The organism is Micromonospora rubida (assembly GCF_009908295.1).
In the GTDB taxonomy this organism is placed as follows: domain Bacteria; phylum Actinomycetota; class Actinomycetes; order Mycobacteriales; family Micromonosporaceae; genus Micromonospora; species Micromonospora rubida.
Window position 1 is genome coordinate 1 of the sequence record NZ_JAAALO010000020.1, and the last position, 17,983, is coordinate 17,983.

General features: G+C 68.2%; 16 protein-coding genes. 2 read left to right on the forward strand and 14 right to left on the reverse strand.

What is annotated here, in order from left to right; all coding sequences use genetic code 11:
* Positions 1-367: 367 nt before the first annotated feature.
* Positions 368-841, reverse strand: coding sequence for a MarR family winged helix-turn-helix transcriptional regulator (locus GVV04_RS31400; RefSeq protein ID WP_161692633.1), 474 nt, complete (start codon positions 839-841; stop codon positions 368-370).
* 318 nt (positions 842-1,159) lie between these two features.
* Here GVV04_RS31400 and GVV04_RS31405 point away from each other — a divergent pair, with 318 nt between their 5' ends.
* Positions 1,160-2,095, forward strand: coding sequence for an NADP-dependent oxidoreductase (locus GVV04_RS31405; protein ID WP_161692634.1), 936 nt, complete (start codon positions 1,160-1,162; stop codon positions 2,093-2,095).
* Positions 2,096-2,549: 454 nt separating this feature from the next.
* Positions 2,550-5,246, forward strand: a complete 2,697-nt coding sequence (locus GVV04_RS31410; protein ID WP_161692635.1) for an IPT/TIG domain-containing protein — start codon at positions 2,550-2,552, stop codon at positions 5,244-5,246.
* 100 nt (positions 5,247-5,346) lie between these two features.
* Here the strand turns inward: GVV04_RS31410 and GVV04_RS31415 are convergent, their stop codons facing one another.
* From GVV04_RS31415 to GVV04_RS31475, 13 genes are all read right to left on the reverse strand, one after another.
* Complete coding sequence (locus tag GVV04_RS31415; protein WP_161692636.1) at positions 5,347-5,628, reverse strand: SCO0607 family lipoprotein; 282 nt, start codon at positions 5,626-5,628, stop codon at positions 5,347-5,349.
* A gap of 83 nt (positions 5,629-5,711) precedes the next feature.
* Positions 5,712-6,812: a LacI family DNA-binding transcriptional regulator gene (locus GVV04_RS31420; RefSeq protein ID WP_201754459.1), complete on the reverse strand. Its 1,101-nt coding sequence runs from the start codon at positions 6,810-6,812 to the stop codon at positions 5,712-5,714.
* Positions 6,813-7,001: 189 nt separating this feature from the next.
* Positions 7,002-7,328 (reverse strand): DUF6385 domain-containing protein, encoded by a 327-nt coding sequence (locus GVV04_RS31425; protein ID WP_161692637.1) that lies wholly within the window; start codon positions 7,326-7,328, stop codon positions 7,002-7,004.
* Positions 7,328-8,287: a DUF6772 family protein gene (locus GVV04_RS31430; protein WP_161692638.1), complete on the reverse strand. Its 960-nt coding sequence runs from the start codon at positions 8,285-8,287 to the stop codon at positions 7,328-7,330. Before GVV04_RS31430 ends, GVV04_RS31425 begins: the two co-directional genes overlap by 1 nt.
* 10 nt (positions 8,288-8,297) lie before the next feature.
* Positions 8,298-9,755 carry a mannitol dehydrogenase family protein gene (locus tag GVV04_RS31435; RefSeq protein WP_201754460.1) on the reverse strand — a complete coding sequence of 486 codons (1,458 nt, stop codon included), beginning with the start codon at positions 9,753-9,755 and terminating at the stop codon, positions 8,298-8,300.
* A 2-nt stretch (positions 9,756-9,757) separates the two neighbouring features.
* Positions 9,758-11,086 (reverse strand): FAD-dependent oxidoreductase, encoded by a 1,329-nt coding sequence (locus GVV04_RS31440; RefSeq protein WP_161692639.1) that lies wholly within the window; start codon positions 11,084-11,086, stop codon positions 9,758-9,760.
* Positions 11,087-11,146: 60 nt separating this feature from the next.
* Positions 11,147-11,470: a DUF6385 domain-containing protein gene (locus tag GVV04_RS31445; RefSeq protein ID WP_161692640.1), complete on the reverse strand. Its 324-nt coding sequence runs from the start codon at positions 11,468-11,470 to the stop codon at positions 11,147-11,149.
* Positions 11,471-11,509: 39 nt separating this feature from the next.
* Entirely contained in the window at positions 11,510-12,439 is a 930-nt protein-coding gene (locus tag GVV04_RS31450) for a DUF6772 family protein (RefSeq protein ID WP_161692641.1), read from the reverse strand.
* 107 nt (positions 12,440-12,546) lie between these two features.
* Positions 12,547-14,091, reverse strand: a complete 1,545-nt coding sequence (locus GVV04_RS31455; RefSeq protein ID WP_161692642.1) for an ABC transporter substrate-binding protein — start codon at positions 14,089-14,091, stop codon at positions 12,547-12,549.
* A 39-nt stretch (positions 14,092-14,130) separates the two neighbouring features.
* Positions 14,131-14,991 (reverse strand): ABC transporter ATP-binding protein, encoded by an 861-nt coding sequence (locus GVV04_RS31460; RefSeq protein ID WP_161692643.1) that lies wholly within the window; start codon positions 14,989-14,991, stop codon positions 14,131-14,133.
* The gene (locus GVV04_RS31465; protein ID WP_161692644.1) at positions 14,984-16,024 is read right to left on the reverse strand and encodes an ABC transporter ATP-binding protein; all 1,041 of its coding nucleotides are present in this window, start codon (positions 16,022-16,024) and stop codon (positions 14,984-14,986) included. The genes GVV04_RS31460 and GVV04_RS31465 overlap by 8 nt, the downstream gene beginning before the upstream one ends.
* Positions 16,021-16,920 (reverse strand): ABC transporter permease, encoded by a 900-nt coding sequence (locus tag GVV04_RS33740; RefSeq protein ID WP_201754461.1) that lies wholly within the window; start codon positions 16,918-16,920, stop codon positions 16,021-16,023. Before GVV04_RS33740 ends, GVV04_RS31465 begins: the two co-directional genes overlap by 4 nt.
* Positions 16,917-17,840 carry an ABC transporter permease gene (locus GVV04_RS31475; protein ID WP_161692645.1) on the reverse strand — a complete coding sequence of 308 codons (924 nt, stop codon included), beginning with the start codon at positions 17,838-17,840 and terminating at the stop codon, positions 16,917-16,919. The genes GVV04_RS33740 and GVV04_RS31475 overlap by 4 nt, the downstream gene beginning before the upstream one ends.
* Between the last annotated feature and the right edge of the window lie 143 nt (positions 17,841-17,983).

Below are 17,983 nucleotides of genomic sequence, written 5' to 3' on the forward strand. Positions count from 1 at the left end.
GCCCGCCTCGTCATCGTCGAACCAGACCAACACGACGTCGAGCACACCGCCCCGGCCCCGATCGCCGCATAGCATCAAACCGGATCCCGCGATGGCCGTCTCCTACACCACCAGCGCGGACGTGACCGGCGCGGGCCAGCTCGACCATCCAAGCGATCGTCACCGAAGCCTGACGGCGGTGTGCCGGCCTGCCGCCGCTGGAACTGTCCCTCGGCCCCGTCGACCCCGACGCCGAAGGTGTCGGCCTGCTCAATGAGCCTTGGGAGCCTGTCGAACGGGTCCGCACCGCCATGCTTCTGTCACCGTCACTGGGCCGAAACCCCGGAGACCCGGCTGAGGTGTTCGAGCCCAGCCGGGTAGGCGTCGCTCACCGGCCGTCGAATTGCTCGCGTACCGGAGCGGCGATGCGGGCGAGCGCGGCACCGAGATGGCGTTGCTGTGCAGCGCTGAGCGGGTCAAACACCAGTTGCCTGACCCGCTCGACATGAGCCGGGGCGCTGTGCTCAACCTTTTGCAGTCCCGCGTCGGTCAGGGCCGCAAGGGTGTACCGGCCGTTGTCCGGGTCAGGGCACCGGGTGACCCATCCCTGCTGCTCGAACCGGACCATCAGCTTGGACAGCCGTGGTTGCGTGCTGTTGCACTGCGCGGCCAGGTCGCTGAGCCTCATCGTGCCCGTCTCGGTCATGGACAGCCGGGCCATCACGCTGTACTCGAAGTTCGAGATGCCCTCGTCCCGCTGCAACTGACGGTCCAGCAGCGCGGGCAGCGCGATGACCACGGTGAGCAGGTCCTGCCATACCTTCTGCTGCTCGTCGTCGAGCCAATGGGGGTCGCCGGTCATGGCGCGCAGCTTACTTGACTGGGCAACCTGACACCTAGAGATGTCTTCCTGTTCAGGAGCGAGCACTGACCCGGCCGAGCTCTGTGATGCCGTGCACCTTGACTTGCCCAGGCAAGTCCGACACACTCGTTTGCAGTTGCCCAGGCAAGTGCGAAGGCGATCCGGCGTCTCACCCTGAAGAGATCCCGGTCGGTGCAGCTGAGCTGAGCGGCGCGCGCGCCGCTCAAAGCACGGACAGGTGGAGGTGGCGACCACCGATCCGGAGATTCCCCCCGTTCGCCACGGATCCGACACCACGAAAACCATGAGGAGAGTGCCGTGAAGGCTATTCGCTACCACGAGTTCGGCAGCACCGAAGTCCTGCGCCAGGAGGAGGTGGAGCGGCCGGTCCCCGGCGCCGGCCAGGTGCTGGTGAAGGTGACGGCCACCTCGTTCAACCCCGTCGACGACCACATCCGGCTGGGTGTCCTCGCCGGGATGATCCCCACCCCGCTGCCAATCACCCCCGGCCTCGACGTCGCCGGCACCGTCGCCGGGCTCGGCGACGGAGTCACCGGACTACAGATCGGCGACCCGATCATCGCCATGTTCCCGCTCGACGAGCACGGCGGAGCCGCCGAGTACGCGGTCGTGGCGGCCGACCTGGTGACCGCCGCTCCCCGCACCATCACTCTGACCGACGCCGCATCACTACCCCTGACCGGGCTGGCCGCTCGCCAGGCGGCCGTCGAGCTCGCCGGGATCAAGGCCGGCCAAACCGTTCTCGTCAACGGAGCAGGCGGCGCGGTGGGAAGCATCGTGGTCCAACTCGCCGTCGAAGCCGGCGCGAAGGTGACCGCCGTCGACGGCCCCCAGCACGCCAACCGCCTGAACGGCTACGGCGTGGAGAAGGTCGTCGGCCCGCTGGTCCTCGACGCAGGCCCGGCCGCCGTCGGTGGCCCCTTCGACGTGGTGGTGAACCACGTACGCCTGGCTCCCGAGGACCTCGCGAAACTGACCCCCTACGTGGCCGACGGCGGCATCGTCGTCAGCTCCGCCGGCCCGGTGCCGGCCGACGAGGCACGCTCGGTACGCACGGCGGGCGTGTGGGTCGGCCCCGATGCCTCCCACCTGGCCGACCTCGTCTCCCGTGTCGACAACGGCGTACTCAAGCTGCACATCGCCGACCGCCGGCCGCTGGAGGAACTGCCGGCAGTCCACCAGGATGCGAGCAACGGCAAGCTGCTCGGCAAGACGGTCATCGTCGTCGCCTGACGCCACGCCGCGTCGGCGTCCACCGTCGAAGCCCCTCTTCCTCGGTGGACGCCGACGCACGCGGGGCGTCACGGAACAGCTCGGGCGGCGCCCAGGGAACCGCGCCCGCTCGCGGAACCGCGTTGAAGTCTGCGCGAGATCGACGGCGGAAGCGGATACGTCCAGCGCGACAGAATCGTGCTTGGAAACACTCACCCCCGTCGGCGGCTGTCAGGGCACCGTTCCTGGCCCCGTGCTCTCGCATAATCGGCCGCTGACCCTCGACGGCCGGCGGCTGGGCCGATCGGCCACCGGTGCCGTCTGACCGTCCCTGATCGAAAAAGCGGGTCTCGTCGATGCAGCCGCCCGTGCGATCCTTCCTCCACGGGCGCTCGTCATGTTGCCCGCCATCATCACGGGGAGGACCGGCATGCGTGCCCACGCGCGCGCTTCTCGGCGCTTTTTGTCAACTGCCATGGCCTTTGCGATCTGCTGCGGGACGGTGGTCGGCGCGAACGCCGCCCCGGCCGCCGCTGATGTCGGCGGGCCGACCGAACTGACCACCGCCGGCCAGGCGTGCGCCACGCAGGCGCCCGGGCCCTACCTGAGCCCGAGCCGTCTCAACGACGCCCACGCCGTGGTGCTCCAGGGCTCCTGGACCGATCCGCCCCAGAGCGCCGACCCGCAGGCCGACTTCCAGGTGTGGGACGTCACCAGGCCGGACGAGCCGCAGCAGTGGCGCGACGGGGTCGACCAGCGCAACAACCGGGTCTACATCCAGCTCGAGGACCCCGCCCGCCAGCTCGACGGCGTCACGTACGCGTGGCGGGTCCGCGTCCTCGACGGTGCGGCCACGTCGCCGTGGAGCGACACCTGCTACTTCACGCTCGACCGCACCGGCGGTCCGGCACCAGCCGTCGCCTCGACGAAGTACCCGTCCGGAGGCTCGGAGAACGCCGGCGGTGAGGTCGGCGCTGCTGGGGACTTCATCTTCACCTCGACCTCCGACGACACCGTGAGCTACCGCTACCGGTTCTACTCAGGGGAGGCCGGTGGCGGCGACGAATACTCGACGGTGCCGGCGACGATTCTCGGCGGCCCGGCGACCGTCGCCTGGACGCCGAAGGGCGCCAGCTACCACTCGGTGACCGTGTACGCCGTCGACCGCGCCGGGAACTGGTCCGAACAGGCGGTCTACGAGTTCTGGGTACGGGAGACGCGGCCCGCCGTCTTCTCCGCCGCGTATCCGGACTGGACCACCAACCTGGACTACGGCGTCGGCGTACCCGGAGCGTTCGAGTTCACCACCAACGTCCCGGGCACGGAGTCGTTCGCCTGGCGCATCGACGGCGACGGCCCGTCCGGCTCGGTCGCGGCCGACGCCGACGGCAAGGCCACCGCGATGATCGCCCCGACCCGGGCCGGCCGGCAGACCATGTACGTGCGCAGCGTCACCAGCGACGGCGCGACGCACCCGGAGCGGGCCTACACGTTCGTCGTCGACAACGCGCCCAGGGTCACCGGCGACGTCGACCGGAGCGTCATCATCGGGTCGTCCCTCCGGTTCCACCTGGCCCCACGCATGCCCCACGTCGAGTCCTACCTCTACTGGCGACGCGACTACAACGGGAACGAGCCCGACCAGAAGACCGTCCTGCCGGCCGGCGCGGACGGCACCGCGGACCTGACCTGGACCGCCACCAACGAAAACATGAACACGCGGGCACTACTGGTGCAGAGCCGCAGCGCCGACGACACCCTGTCGGAGCCCCGGTTCATCTCAATCTCGGTACACGACGCCAGCCCGTACGTGACCCGCAGCGGCGGCGACGTGCTGGGGTCGACGGCCACCTTCACGGCACGCACCGAGATGGCGAACGTCGCGGAGTACGAGGTGCTCCTCAACCACGACCCCGCCACCCGGCAGGTGCTGCCGGCCGCCGCCGACGGCACGGTGACGTTCCAGTACACGCTCACCAAGCGCGGCTACACCGACGTCACCGTGGTCGCCCGGAACGCGGCCGGCGTGCGGACGGGCGAGGGCGGCGCCTCCTGGTCGGTCACCGACTCCCCGGTGGTCGTCTCCACCGACTTCCCCTCGTCGGGCTCCGGCAGGATCGCGCCGGGCACCTTCACCTTCAAACCGCGGCAGCCCGGCGCGGTGAAGTACGCGTACCGGGTCTCCGGTGCCGAGGACACCGTCGCGGCGGCGGCGGACGGCACGGCGACGATCACCTGGACGCCGCCGGACTCCGGCTACCACACGCTCTACGTGAGGAGCCTGACGGCGGAAGGCGTCGAGTCGTTGCAGACCTCCTATTCCTTCTACGTGGCACCCGACCCGCTCGCCGTGACGTCGGTGACGCCGGCGTCGGTCGCGGCCGGCGGCGTGCGCACGATCACCGTCACCGGCACCGGATTCCACCAGGAGGACCAGGTCACGGTCACCCCGACGGGTGGCGCGGCGCTGACCGCGACGGTGCGGAGCGTCTCCGCCGACCACCGGACCCTCACCGTCGAGGTGGACCTGACGTCCGCCGCCGTGGGCAAGGCGTCCGTCTCGGTGCGGCCCAACGACTGGAGCGATGCGGTGTCGCTCGCCGACGCCTTCTCGATCACCGGTTCACAGGCCATCCGGTCGGTGACCCCGCCGACCATCACCGGCACGGTGGCCGTGGGGGCAACGGTCCGCGCCTCGACCGGGCAGTGGAGTCCGGCCGCCACGGCGTACACCTACCAGTGGGCGGCCAACGGCACCGCGATCAGCGGGGCGACCGGCTCGACGTACGTGGTCCCGGCGTCCCGGCTGGGCAAGCGGCTGACCGTGACGGTCACCGCGACCAAGCCCGGCTACTCGCCGGCGCAGGCGACGTCGAAGGCCACCGTGCCGGTCGCCAAGGGCGCGGCGCCGCAGGCCACGGTGAAGCCGACCATCACCGGTACGGCACGGGTCGGCCAGACCGTGCAGGCGACCACCGGCACCTGGACGCCGTCCGCCGACTCGTACCGCTACGAGTGGCGGGTGGGCGGGGTGCTGTCCGGCACGACGACGAAGACGCTGAAGCTGACGGCCGCGATGCGCAACAAGGCGGTCACCGTGACCGTGGTCGCGGTGAAGGCGGGCCACGCCGACGGCCGCGCCACCAGCGCACCGGTGACCGTCCGCGCATAGCACGGCAGACCGGCCGGTGCGCCACCTCGCCGATCCGTCCCGCCGGACGGCGAGAGGGCGCGCCGGCCCGGTCCGGGCGACGATTCTCCGGGTGGGCGGCTCAGGTCTCGATGATGTTGTTGTTCTCGTCGATGCCGTGGCTGCGCCAGTAGACGTCCCACTCGTCGTCGACGTGCTGCGGGACCTTGCCCTCCGGATAGCGGACGTACGGCGGGGTCGGCTCCTGCCCGTCCGGGAAGCAGGCGCTGCCGCCCTGCGCGCCCACCGCTATGGCCGGATACTCACCGCCGGCACAGATGCTCTCCTCAAACGAGCAACCGGTGGTGGCCATCAGCCCACCCAGGCCGGTCGCGGCCAGGGCGATCATGATTCGCGTTCGCATGGGAAGAAAGTCTGGTCGCCCCGGCCGCGCCTGCCATCCGCACACGTACTCACCTCGCGCCGCGCGTCACGACGACAGGGCCGTTAACCTGACAAATTCCTCGGTCGGCCTGCCTTTCCCATGGGGCGAGGTATGTTCACCGCGTCGGCGGCGTGGGGGCCCGGTATCTCCCCCGATCCGCGCTTGACGAGCCTCGTCGGGACCCTGAGCGTCTCCAGTTCGAGCGGCTCGCGTGCCATTCGCGCGAGTAGGCGCTCGGCCGCGAGCTCGCCCAGGCGATGTGGGTTCTGGGCAACGACGGTCACGCCCGGATCAAGCAGGTCGAAAAGCTCGACATCGTCGAACCCGACCATGGCCACACGGTGCTGAACGCCACGCTCATGCAGCGCACGCACGACGCCGACCACCAAGCGATTCTGCGTCGGGAAGATCGCCGTCGGCGGCTCAGGGGCGTCGAGCATGGCGTGCGCCGCGAGCCGTGCCTCTTCCTCGCCGAGCAGGCCCGTGACGTCGTGGGCCGGCGGGCATTCGATGTTCCAGCGGTCGAGCTCCTCGAGATAGCCGCGCCGCCGTTCGCGCAGCGTCCAGACCTGCTGGTTGCCGCCTATGAAAGCGAGTCGCCGGTGGCCGTGCTGCAGCACGTGGCGGGTCGCGATGAGCGCACCGTCGAAGTTGCAGGAGACGACCGAGTCGAACGCGACGGACACGGCTGGGCGGTCGACGAAGACGATCGACGTGCCACGGGCGGCTTCGGCCGAGAGGTACGCCTGGTCGCGGGAGACGGTGGTGAGGATGAGGCCGTCGACGCGCCGCTGAAGGAAGTCCTTGACGACGGTTCGCTCCCGGCCCGGGTCCTCGTCGAAGCTCTCCGCGAGCACGACGATCGAGTGTCGGCGCATCACGGTCTCGACGCCTCGATGAATCGCGGCGGAGAACGGATTGTCGACGCTCTCCAGCATCAGCCCGATCGCATTGGTGCGCGCGCCCGAGCGCCGCAGGCCTCCGGCGTAGACGTTGAGCTCATAGTTGAGGGCGGCGGCCGCGCGATTGACGCGTTCCTTCAGTTGATCGGAAACGTTCGGCTCGTCGTTGAGCACTCGCGACACCGTTTTTACGCCGACGCCCGCCAGCGCCGCAACGTCGCGCATCGTCGCGTAGCGGGGCGCCTCGAGTCGCTCTGACATCGATGCCTGTCTCCTAATAGATTCACTCATGGAATCACAACATCGATCCCCGGCCGCGCCAGTGCATAGTAGCGGCGGAGGCCTCAGGCGTGGCAAGCCCGGGTTCGCTGACACCGTTGCCAGACGCGGCGGAATGGAGGCCAGCGGCCAGTCGCGTCGCACGCCTCGATCCTGCTCCGGACGAGCCGGTCAGCCCTTGAGCGCCAGATGCGCCAGCAGAGTCGTCGGCTGCTCGGGCGTGGACCCGGTGATGAAGAGGCGGATCCACGTGCCGAATCCGTACAGCTCCACGTCGATCAGCGAGCGGTCGCTTGGCATGGTCAGCCGCGCACCGCGGTCCAGCCAGTCCACGCCGTCGGGTGAGACCTGCGCTTGGATGGTCAGCGTGGGATGGGGCCCCTCGGTCCGCACGTAGAACAGCGCCTCGGTGGCCCACCCCGCCTCGTAGGGATGCGTCCCGAAGTCGCCGGTGAGCACCGTGCGTCGCTCGACGAGCGTGGTGGCGGAGGTGAGCATCAGATCGCTCCTCGCTTCGCGGGAAGAGTGGCACCGGTCGAGTACACGACCGAGTCGAGGTACATGTTCACGATCCGGTCCGCTCCCGCCTCGATGTAGAACACGGGATTGATGAGCTGGGTGATGCCGGCGTACTTGGGCGACAGGGTGGCCTTGAGCCCGCGCAGGTCGAAGACCTTGTCGACGCTCTGAAACTCGACATACTCGCGAGCGACGACGTCAACGGTCAGCCGCATGTACATCCAGTTCAGCTTGTCGGGGCTCTCGTTGTAGACGAGTTGCTGCGCGCCGCCCGGAATCCACTGGAAGCCGTCGGCGGAGCCGTCGCTGTAGCGACGACCGCTCCAGAGGGCGTCGATCCCGACCTGCTCCCACCCGTCTTCCAGCCCGGTCCACTGCTGCCTGGTCACGCCGTCGGCGACCTGCCAGTACTGCCACTGTTTGACCAGCTCACCGTTGACGGAATTCACGTACCGGACCCCGGGCTGCCAGCGGTGCTCCCCGTCCTGGATGTCGAACCACATCCCGAAGGCGCGGATGTCCTCCTCGCCGAGGCCCTCGCGGTCCTGGTGCGGGCTGTAGCTGTACCACGCCTCGAGTTGCACGTACCGCGCTTCCGGGTCACTCAGCGACAGCCGCTTGATCACCGTGCTCATGCTGCCGCTGATCGGGGGCTGCTCGTACGGGCCGGCAGCCGCCCGGGTGGGGAGCTTCAGCGAGTACGTGCCCTCCATGGAGCCGTGCGAGGCGGCGAAGCGCATCGGTGCGGCACTGAGTTGGGCCGGGCCCCAGGAGCCGAGGTCGAGTCGCGACTGCTGTTGGTGGAACCCGGGACCGACGAAGTTGGGCGTCAGGTCGAGCCAGCCGTTGAAGCCGAGGTCGAAGTCGTCGTAGACGACGACGTTCTCAAGGGGCTTGAACCTGCTGAGCCCGCGCTCGAACGAGATAACTGTATGCATGACAACCGCCTTACTTGATGCCGTCGATCAGCGCGTCCGGGCCGCCGCGATCGAGGAGGTCGGCGGCGCGTTCGAAGGCGGCGACGAAACCGGGGTTCGCGGCGAACGGGGCGAGGGTGGGAACCTGCGTGAGGAAGTCGCGCTGGTCGCCGCCGGCGGCGGCGACCAGCGACGTGGCGGCCGCGTCGTCGAGGGTGAAGCGCCCCTGCGCCGCCAGCCGGCACCCGGCTCGCCAGGCCGCGAGCACGGCCGCGCCGACCGGGCAGGACGAACCGGCGGCGAGCCGGTCCGCCACGACGGGCAGCAGGAACTTGGGGATCCGGTTGGAGGTGTCCACGGACAGCCGCGCGAGCGGGTCGCGCACCTGGGGGTTGCCGAAACGTTCGAAGAGCTGCTCGATGTAGCCGGGCAGGTCGAAGCCGTCAGGCACGGTGAGGGTCGGCACCCCCTCGCGCTCGATGTACGCACGCAGCCAGCCGGCGAACCGCGGGTCGGCGCAGGCCTCGTCCACATAGGTGAAGCCGGCCAGCTGCCCAAGGTAGGCCATCGCCTGGTGCGCGCCGTTGAGCAGCCGCAGCTTGATCGCCTCGTACGGCTCGACGTCGGCGGTGAGGGTGACGCCGACCTGCTCCAGGGGCGGGCGCCCGGTCGGAAAGTGGTCCTCGACGACCCACTGGGTGAACGGTTCGCTGGCCACCGGCCACGCGTCCTCGACCCCGAGCATCTCCCGGACGCGGTCGAGGTCGGCCGGCGCGGTGGCCGGGGTGATGCGGTCGACCATCGTGGAGGGGAAGGCGACCTCGGCGGCGATCCACTCCGCCAACTGCGGGTCGACCAGGCGCGCGACGCCTTCCACGGACAGCCGGCACACCCCCCCGTTGCCGGGGATGTTGTCGCAGGACAGCACCGTGAACGGGGCGATGCCCCGGGCCCGCCGTTCGCGCAGCGCCGCGACGATCCAGCCGAACGCGGTGCGCGGCTGCGTCAGACCGCTGGCGACCTCCGCCGCGACGAGCGGGTCGTCCTCGGGGTTCCTGCCGTTGATCGGGTCGGCGACGTACCCGCCTTCGGTGATGGTCAGCGAGACGATCCGCACGTCGGGGCAGACCAGCTGTGCCAGCACAGCTTCGGGCTGCTCCGGGGCGTACAGGAAGCGGGGGATCGAGCCGATGACCGAGATCTCGTCGGTCCCGTCGGGGTGGCGCAGGGTCAGGGTGTAGAGACCGTCCTGCTCCAGCAGGGCGTCGCGCATCTGCACGTCGCGCTCCAGCAGGCCCACCCCGCAGATCGCCCAGTCCCGGGCCAGCCCGACGTTCATCAGCCGGTCGAGATACATCGCCTGGTGCGCTCGGTGGAAGTTGCCCACCCCGAAGTGCACGATCCCGACCTGTACGTCCTTGTCGCCGTACTGCGGCACGGCGACGTTGTCCGGCAGCAAGCCCAGCCCGGCCCTCCCCAGACGCTTCACCGCTACACCACTTCCTGGTTCACGTTGTCGAAGTCGACGATCGCACCCTGGTCCATGAGCCGCTCCCGGAGCACGCCGAAGTCCACGTCCGACATGCTGTAGCCCTTCTCGACAGCGAGGGCCGCCGCAGTGCCGGCCCCCTGCCCCATCGCCATGCAGGTCGCCATCACGCGCACCGAGCCGAATCCGGGCCCATCGGCGGACAGACAACGCCCAGCGGTGACGAGGTTGATGCTGCCCCGTGGCACGAGACACCTGAGGGGAACGTTGTACTCCAGCCTGGGGAGCACGAGCTCGTTCTGGTCGATGCTGTCGTTCTCGTGGATGTCGATGACATGCGCGCCCTTGGCGATCGTGTCGGGGAACGCCTTGGGGTTGAGAACATCGTCCCTCGTGAGCGTGTAGTCGCCGACGATGTGATAGGTCTCGCGCACGCCCGTCTGGATGCCCGACTTCGCCAGCCAGCAGTCCTTGAACTCCGGGAAGTTCTCGCGCATGACCTCGATGATCAAGTGCAGGCCCTCGCGAAGGCTGCATTCGGTGCGGGTGAACCACTCGGGGTCACTGGCGTCGGTGGCCTCCCGCAACAGGTTGATGCTGACCATGCCGTCGTGGAAGAACCCGTTGATCCACGGGCCACCGAAGACTGGGATCTTTCCCTGCGCATTGAGCTCGGCGAGTCTGCCACGGATCACGTCGGAGACCGGCAGGACGCCGTTGACGGCGTCCCCGAAGAGCGGGGACAGCGCGTCGGTGTCCACGCCACCGAGCTGGAACCACAGGGAGGCGGGCTGCAGCACGTCACCCTTGACGGTCTCGAAGCCAGCCGCCCGCACGATATCGGCGTCACCAGTGCAGTCGATGACGACCTTGCCCTCGTAGGCGACCCGCCCCGCCTTGTTCTGCACGATGACGTGGGTGACGCGACCGTCGTCCGTGACGCAGTCGGACACCCAGGAGTGGTAGAGCAACGTCACGCCGCTGTCGAGCAGGATGCGCTGCGCCGCGAGCTTCAGGATCTCGTCGTTGGCCGGGTAGTTCCCGCTGTCGCGCGAGACTTCGGCACCTCCGAGCTCGGCCGCCGTCCTCATGAGTTCGAAGGGGATGCCGCCGATGTGTTGCTTGCCGTTGTGGCGGAACTCGCTGATCGGCGTGACCAGCGCGCTGGTCGACATGCCGCCGACGAAGCCGTACCGCTCGATCAGCAGCGTCCTGGCTCCGTTGCGCGCCGCCGCCACGGCGGCGGTGAGGCCCGCGGGGCCGCCGCCGCACACGACGACGTCAAAGCTGCCGACGACCGGAACATCCCGGGATGGTTCAGTGATGAACACTTTGCGCTCCATTGATGCGGTGTGGAACATGGCGGCGACGCCGCCATGTTCCACACCTGCTCAGCCCTTCAGATTCACGTGAACGAGCACCCGCGCGGGCTGCTCGCTCGTCGCACCAGCGACAACGACCCGCAACCAGTTGCCGAACAACGCCACGGGCACGTCCACAAGCGACTGCGAGGCAGCGAGTGTCGCGTCCGCCCGGCGGATCCAGTTGACGCCGTCCGGCGAAACCTCGACCGCGACAGTGAGGTCGGGATGGTCGCCCTCGGCCTGGACGAAGAACACCGCTTCGGTCGCCCAACCTGCCTCGTAGGCAAGCGTCGCGAAATCGTCGGAGATCCTCACCCGCCGGGCGAGAACCGATGTATTGGTTGTCTGCATTTTTTCTTGTCTCTCAGAGGTGGCGGTCCGGACCCAGCATCACTCGGTCGAGTACACGACGGAGTCGATGTAGAGATTGACGGAGCGGTTCGTGTCGGTCTCGACGAAGAAAACAGGGTTGATGAGGTTGTCGATCGACTTGTAGCCCGGCACGAGGGTGGGCGAGATTCCGCGAAGATCGAAGACCTGGTCCATGCTCTGCAGTTCGACGTACTCGCGCTTCTCGACGTCCACCGTCAACCGCAGGTAGAGCCAGTTGATCTTGTCGGGGCTCTCGTTGTAGAGCAGGTCCTGCTCGCCCCCCGGCACCCACTGGTACCCGTCGCCGGAGCCGTCGGCGAACCTCCGGCCGTACCACTGGTTGTCGATCCCGGGGACGCACCAGCCGTCGGCGACACCGAAGTTCCAGTCCTCTGGCGTCACATCCTGGCCCACCTGGTAGAACTGCCACTTCTTGACGGGTTGGCCGCCGAGCGAGTTCACGTAACGCACGCCCGGCATGTACCGGTACTCGGGATCCTGCACGTCGAAGAAGAAGCCGATCGCGCGGATGTCCTCCTCTCCCTTGCCCTCGCGGTCCTGTACGGGTGTGTACGAGTACCAGGCCTCGATCTGGATCAGCTTCGGGTTGCCGAAGCTCGAGAGCCGCTTGATGGCGTGCCCCATCGAGCCCGGCGCCGGCGGTTCGGTGTGTGCCCGTCCGGTCGGTGCCGTCGTGAGCTTGAGGGAGTAGGTGCCCTCCATCGAGCCATGCGACGAGGCGAACCGCATCGCCCCTGAGCTGAGCTGGTTCGGCGCCCAACTCGAAAGGTCCACGACGCTGGGGAACGACTCGTAGTTGTCGTAGACGTAGTTCGGCGTCAGGTCCAACCAGCCGTTGAACCCCGTATCGAAGTCGTCGTATGTGAGTACGCGAGCGAGCGGGTTGAAGCGCTCGAGGCCGCGGTCGTAGCTGAGGAATTTCTGCATCGAGGGGCTCCACGTTCAAAATCTGACTGCGGGAAAGTTCGAGACTGCAGCCGGGTGGGCGTGGGGACGGCGGCGGGTTCGATCACCCCCACGCCCACCGGGTCGGACTAACTGGTCAGGTAGACCGTGCTCCAGTCGTAGTTCTCCGTCGGTGTGAGGTTCAGGCCCTGCACCGTCTTCTTGGCCGCCACGTTGATGTTGTTCTCGAACAGCCCGATGCCGGGGACGTCCTCGGCCAGGATGTTCGCGATCTGCTGGTACAACGGCTTGCGCTGCTCCGCGTCGGTCGTCTCGCGGGCCTTGGCCAGCAGCGCGTCCAGCTTCGGGTTGCAGTAGCCGAGGCGCTTCGCGCTGCACGGGTACAGGCGGTTCAGGGTGAAGTCCGCGTCGCCGGTGGTGGTCAGGTTCGAGTTCACGATCATGTCGAAGTCGCCGGGGCTGGCGATGTTCTTCAGGAAGGTCGCCTGGTCGTCCGACTTCGGGGCGACGGTGACGCCGATGGCCTTCCAGTCGGAGATCATCGCCGCGATGATCTGGTCGTAGCCCGTATTCGCGACGCTGTAGTCGATGGTGGTGCTGAACCCGTTCGGGTAGCCCGCCTCGGCGAGCAGCTTCTTCGCGTTCTCCGGGTCGTGCTTCGGCGCGTTCGTGGGCGGCACGCAGCCGAAGGCCGCGGACGGGCAGAGCGCGGTCATCGGGTCCGCCGTCTCACCGAGGAGCGCCTTGACGATCTTCTGCAGGTCGAGCGCTTCCCACAGGGCCTTACGCACCCTGACGTCGTTGAACGGGGCGCGGTTGTTCTGGAACCACAGGAACGTGTACGTGTAGCTGGGGAGCTGCGAGAAGTTCACGTCCGACATCTCTCGCACCGTCGGGACCTGATCGTTGGTCACGCCGGCGACCACCTGCGCCCCACCGTTGGCCAGCGCCGTGATCCTGGCGTTCGTGTCGGTGACCACCTTGAACGTCAGCGTCTTGAGGTTCGCCTTGGTGCCCCAGTAGGTGTCGTTCCGGGTCAGCGTGATGTGGTCGTTCGCGACGAAATCGCTGATGACGAACGGCCCGGTGCCGATCGGCTTGGCCCAGTAGCTGTCTTCGTTGACGTGCGCCTCCGGGCCGATGAAGATCATCGAGAGGACGCCCAGCAGGGTGCCGGTCGGAGCACTGGTGCGAATGGTGAAGGTCGTCGGGTCGTCCGCGGTGTAGGACGAGACGACCGCCAGCTGCGTGGCGAGCACCGACTTCATGGCGATGTAGCGGTCGAAGGTGGCCTTGACATCGGCGGAGGTGAACGGCGTGCCGTCGCTGAAGGTCACCCCGGTGCGGAGCTTGAACTGCAGCGTGGTCGGGTCCGTCCACTTCCAGGAGCTCGCCAGCTTCGGCTGAGGCTGTGACTTGCTGTCGAGCGTCACCAGCGTGTCGAACACGTTGGTGCTCATCTGCATACGACAGTTGTCGAAGTTCTCGGTGGGGTCGAGGCTCGTGCATCCATAGTTCAGGACGTACGTCAGGTTCTGCTGGTCGTCCGACAGCCGAGTGCCGGACGTACCGTCGCCGCTGCCGCTGCCGCCGCCGCCGCAGCCGGCGAGCGCCAAGGCGAGCGCGGTGGCCGCCGCAGCGAGCCCCGCCAGTCCCTTACGGGAGCGCACCATTGCTTCTCCTTCGTAAATATGCCTTTACTTCTGCCCGACTCAGGCAGCGGGTTCACCGGTGGGGTGACGGCCTTCGTCGGCCTGGTCCAGCCATGGGCGCACGACTGGCACGGCGGCCAGTAGTGCCTTGGTGTACTCGTGTCGGGGGCGTTCGAAGATCTCGCGCGCGTTGCCCTGTTCCACGACATGGCCGTGGTGCAGGACGAGTACGCGGTCGCACAGGTGCTCGATGACGGACAGGTCGTGCGAGATAAAGAGGTAGGCCAGTCCGAGTTCTTCCTGCAGGTCGTCGAGCAGGTTCAGCACCTGTGCCTGGACGGACACGTCGAGCGCGGAGACCGGCTCGTCGCAGATGATCACTTTGGGCCGCAGGGCGAGCGCCCGGGCGATCCCGATGCGCTGTCGCTGACCGCCGGAGAACTGGTGGGGATAGCGATCCGAGTAGTCAGGGTTGAGACCGACGCGATCCATCAGCTTCTTGGCCTCGGCCGTCCACCGGTCGCGCGGCACGATGTCGCGGTGCACCCGCCATCCCTCGGCGATCAGGTCGCGGACCGTCAGTCGAGGGTTCAGCGAGGCGTACGGGTCCTGGAAGACCATCTGCATCTCGCGCCGGACGGACTTGAACTGCTTACGGGAGTAGCCAGTGATGTTCCGCCCTTCGAACTCGATCACGCCATCGTCCGGCTTCACCAGGCCGATCACCGCGCGCGCGACCGTCGACTTGCCGGAACCCGACTCGCCGACGAGCCCGACCGTCTCGCCCGGGTTGATGTCGAAGGTCACGTCGCTGACGGCGACGTTCGCACTGATCTGACGCTGTAGCAGCGACGACCGGATCGGGTAGGCGACCTTCAGGTGCGCGACGCGCAGCAGCGGGGCGGACTTGGCCTCAGGCATGAGTCAGCACCTCCTCGGAAAGGTGGCACGCCGCCTCGTGGCCGGCGGGCCACGTCGTCGGTGTGCGCAGTGCCGGCACCTGCTCCCGGCACAGGTCGGTCGCGAACGGGCACCGCGGGTTGAAGGCGCAACCGCTCGGCAGGTCCAGGAGATTCGGCGGCGACCCGACGATGGGCTTCAGCCGTCCCCCGATGCTCGTCTGGCTCGGGATCGATTCGAGCAGACCCTTGGTGTACGGGTGCGCCGGGTGGTCGTACATGTCCCGCACCGCGCCCGTCTCCACGATCCGACCGGCGTACATGATGGCCGCGCGGGTGGCCACGTCGGCGACCACTCCGAGGTCGTGGCTGATCAGGATCATCGCCATGCCGGTCTCTGCCTGGAGGTCGGCGAGGAGCGACAGGACCTGCTTCTGGATGGTGACGTCCAGCGCCGTCGTCGGCTCGTCCGCGATGAGCAACTTCGGCTTGAGCGCGAGCGCCATCGCAATCATGATCCGTTGCCGCTGGCCGCCGGAGAACTGATGTGGGTAGTCGCGGATCCGGGTCTCGGCATCGGGGATGCCGACGCGCTTGAGGAGTTCCAGGCTCTTCGCCCAGGCCTCCCGGCGTCCCATCCCGAGGCGGCGCCGGAACGGCTCCGCGAGCTGGGCGCCCACGCGGAACACCGGGTTCAGCGAGCTCAGCGGGTCCTGGAAGATCATGGCGATCTCCGTGCCGCACAGCTCACGCACCGCGGGGATGCGCTCGGCAGCCAGGTCACGTCCGCCGTAGAGGATCTTGCCGCCGACGATCGAGCCGGCGGGCTTCGGCAGCAGTGCCATGATCGATTGGGCGATGGTCGACTTGCCGCAGCCGGACTCGCCGAGGACGGCGAGCGTCTCGCCGGCCCGGACGTCGAAGCTGACGTTGCGGAGCGCGCGGGCCACACCCGCCGCGGTGGAGAACTCCACCGTCAGGTCCTGCACGCTCAGCAGTGGCGCGTCCGTGGGCGAGGCGGACGGGGCGGTGCCCGGTTGTGTCTTCGTCATCATGCGCTCCGCAGCCTGGGGTCGAACTTGTCACGCAGTGCGTCGCCGAGGATCCCGAAGGCCAGCATGAGGATGACCAGCACGATGCCGGGAAGGGTCGAGATCCACCAGGCGGTCGAGAGGTACTGCGTGCCGTTGTAGATGGTGCTGCCCAGGCTCGGGGTGCCGAGCGGCACGCCCACACCGAGGAACGACAGTGACGCCTCGGTGAGGATCACCTGGGCGAACTGGGTGGTCGCCACCACGATGACGGGCGCCATGCAGCCCGGCAGCAGCGTACGGAACATCAGGTGCCAGTTGCCGGCGCCCAGGGCGCGGGCCGCCTCGACGTACTCCCGGTTCTTCAGCCCGAGGACCTGGCTGCGGGCCACTCTGGCGAACACGACCCAGTTCGAGATCGACAACACGATGATGATGTTCCCGACGCCCTGGCCGAGCACCGAGGCGACGAGGATCGCCAGCAGGATCGACGGGAACGCGAGCTGGACGTCCGCGATGCGCATGAGCGCCGCGTCGAGCCAGCCACCAAAGTGCCCGGCGAGCAACCCCAGCGCAAGCCCGACGACGCCCGAGATGACGAGTGTCGCCACACCGACGAGGAGCGAGACACGAGCGCCGGCCATGATCTGCGCGAAGAGGTCCGAGCCGATCTGGTCGGTGCCCAGGATCGCGGTGCCGCCATCCGACGTCACCGTCCCCGGTGGCTTCAGTCGGGCCAGGAGGTCCGCGTGCAGAGGGTCGTAGTGGTAGACGAGTGGAACCACGATGGCGCCGACCACGATCAGGCCGATGACGACCAACGGCACGACGATGCGGACGGTGACGCCCCGGCGGGCCCGGCGGGCGTGCCGCATCGTCGCGTTGACGGCGGGGGCGGGTGCGGGTGCGGTGGCGGTCACTTTGCGAGCCTCACTCGTGGGTCGAGGAACCCATAGGTCAGGTCCACTACGAGGTTGATGAGCACAAAGACGGCTGCGATCACGAGGACGCAGGCCTGCGCGACGTTGTAGTCCCGCCCCTGGAGGGACAGGACGAGGAGCCTGCCGATCCCCGGGAACGTGAAGACGGTCTCGGTTACGGCTGCACCGCCGAGCAGCGTGCCGAACTGCAGGCCCACGATCGTGACAACGGGGATCGCGGCGTTCCGGATGGCATGCGGGAAGATCACCGTCCGTTCCAACAGGCCCTTCGCCCGCGCGGTCTGGATGTAGCCCTCGCCCATGACCTCGAGCAGACCGTTACGGATCATCCGGGTCAGAACCGAGACGAACGGCAGCGCCAGCACGATCGTGGGCAGGATCAGATTCTTCGGGCTGTCGAGGCCGACGCTGGGCAGCCACTTCAGCTTCCGTGAGAAGACCAGCAGCAGTACGACGCCGATCCAGAAGTTGGGCAGCGCCTGGGTGAACAGCGACCCGGTGGTCACGATCCGGTCGACCAGACCGTTCACGCGCAGCGAGGCCAGCAGCCCGAGGGGGAAGCTGAGCACCAGGGCGAGGGCGCACGCCAGGACGGCGAGGAGGGCAGTGTTGGGCAGCACCTGCGCGATCAGGTCCATCGCCGGGACCCTCTGCTGGAACGAGTCACCGAAGTCGCCGGTCATGGCGCCGCCGAGGAACTTCCCGTACTGCACGATTATCGACTCGTCGAGGCCCATTTTCTCACGCAGCGTGGCGAGCTGCTCGGGGGACGCGTCAGAGCCGGCGATGAGCAGGGCTGGGTCAGCCGGGACGAGCCGGACGATGGCGAAGACCGCGGTGGCCACGCCCCAGAGCACGAAGACGGCGAGCACCAGACGCCGGATCACGTAGCCGAGCACTACCCACCACCTCTTCCTCGAAATCCGGACCAATCCCGAAGCCGTCGGACGTCCCTGACCCCGGGTCTCGTCGTCCGCGCAGCCCTGGTCGTCACGACTGGACCCGAGCGCTCAATTGACAACGGTGTCACGGCCGGAACAGT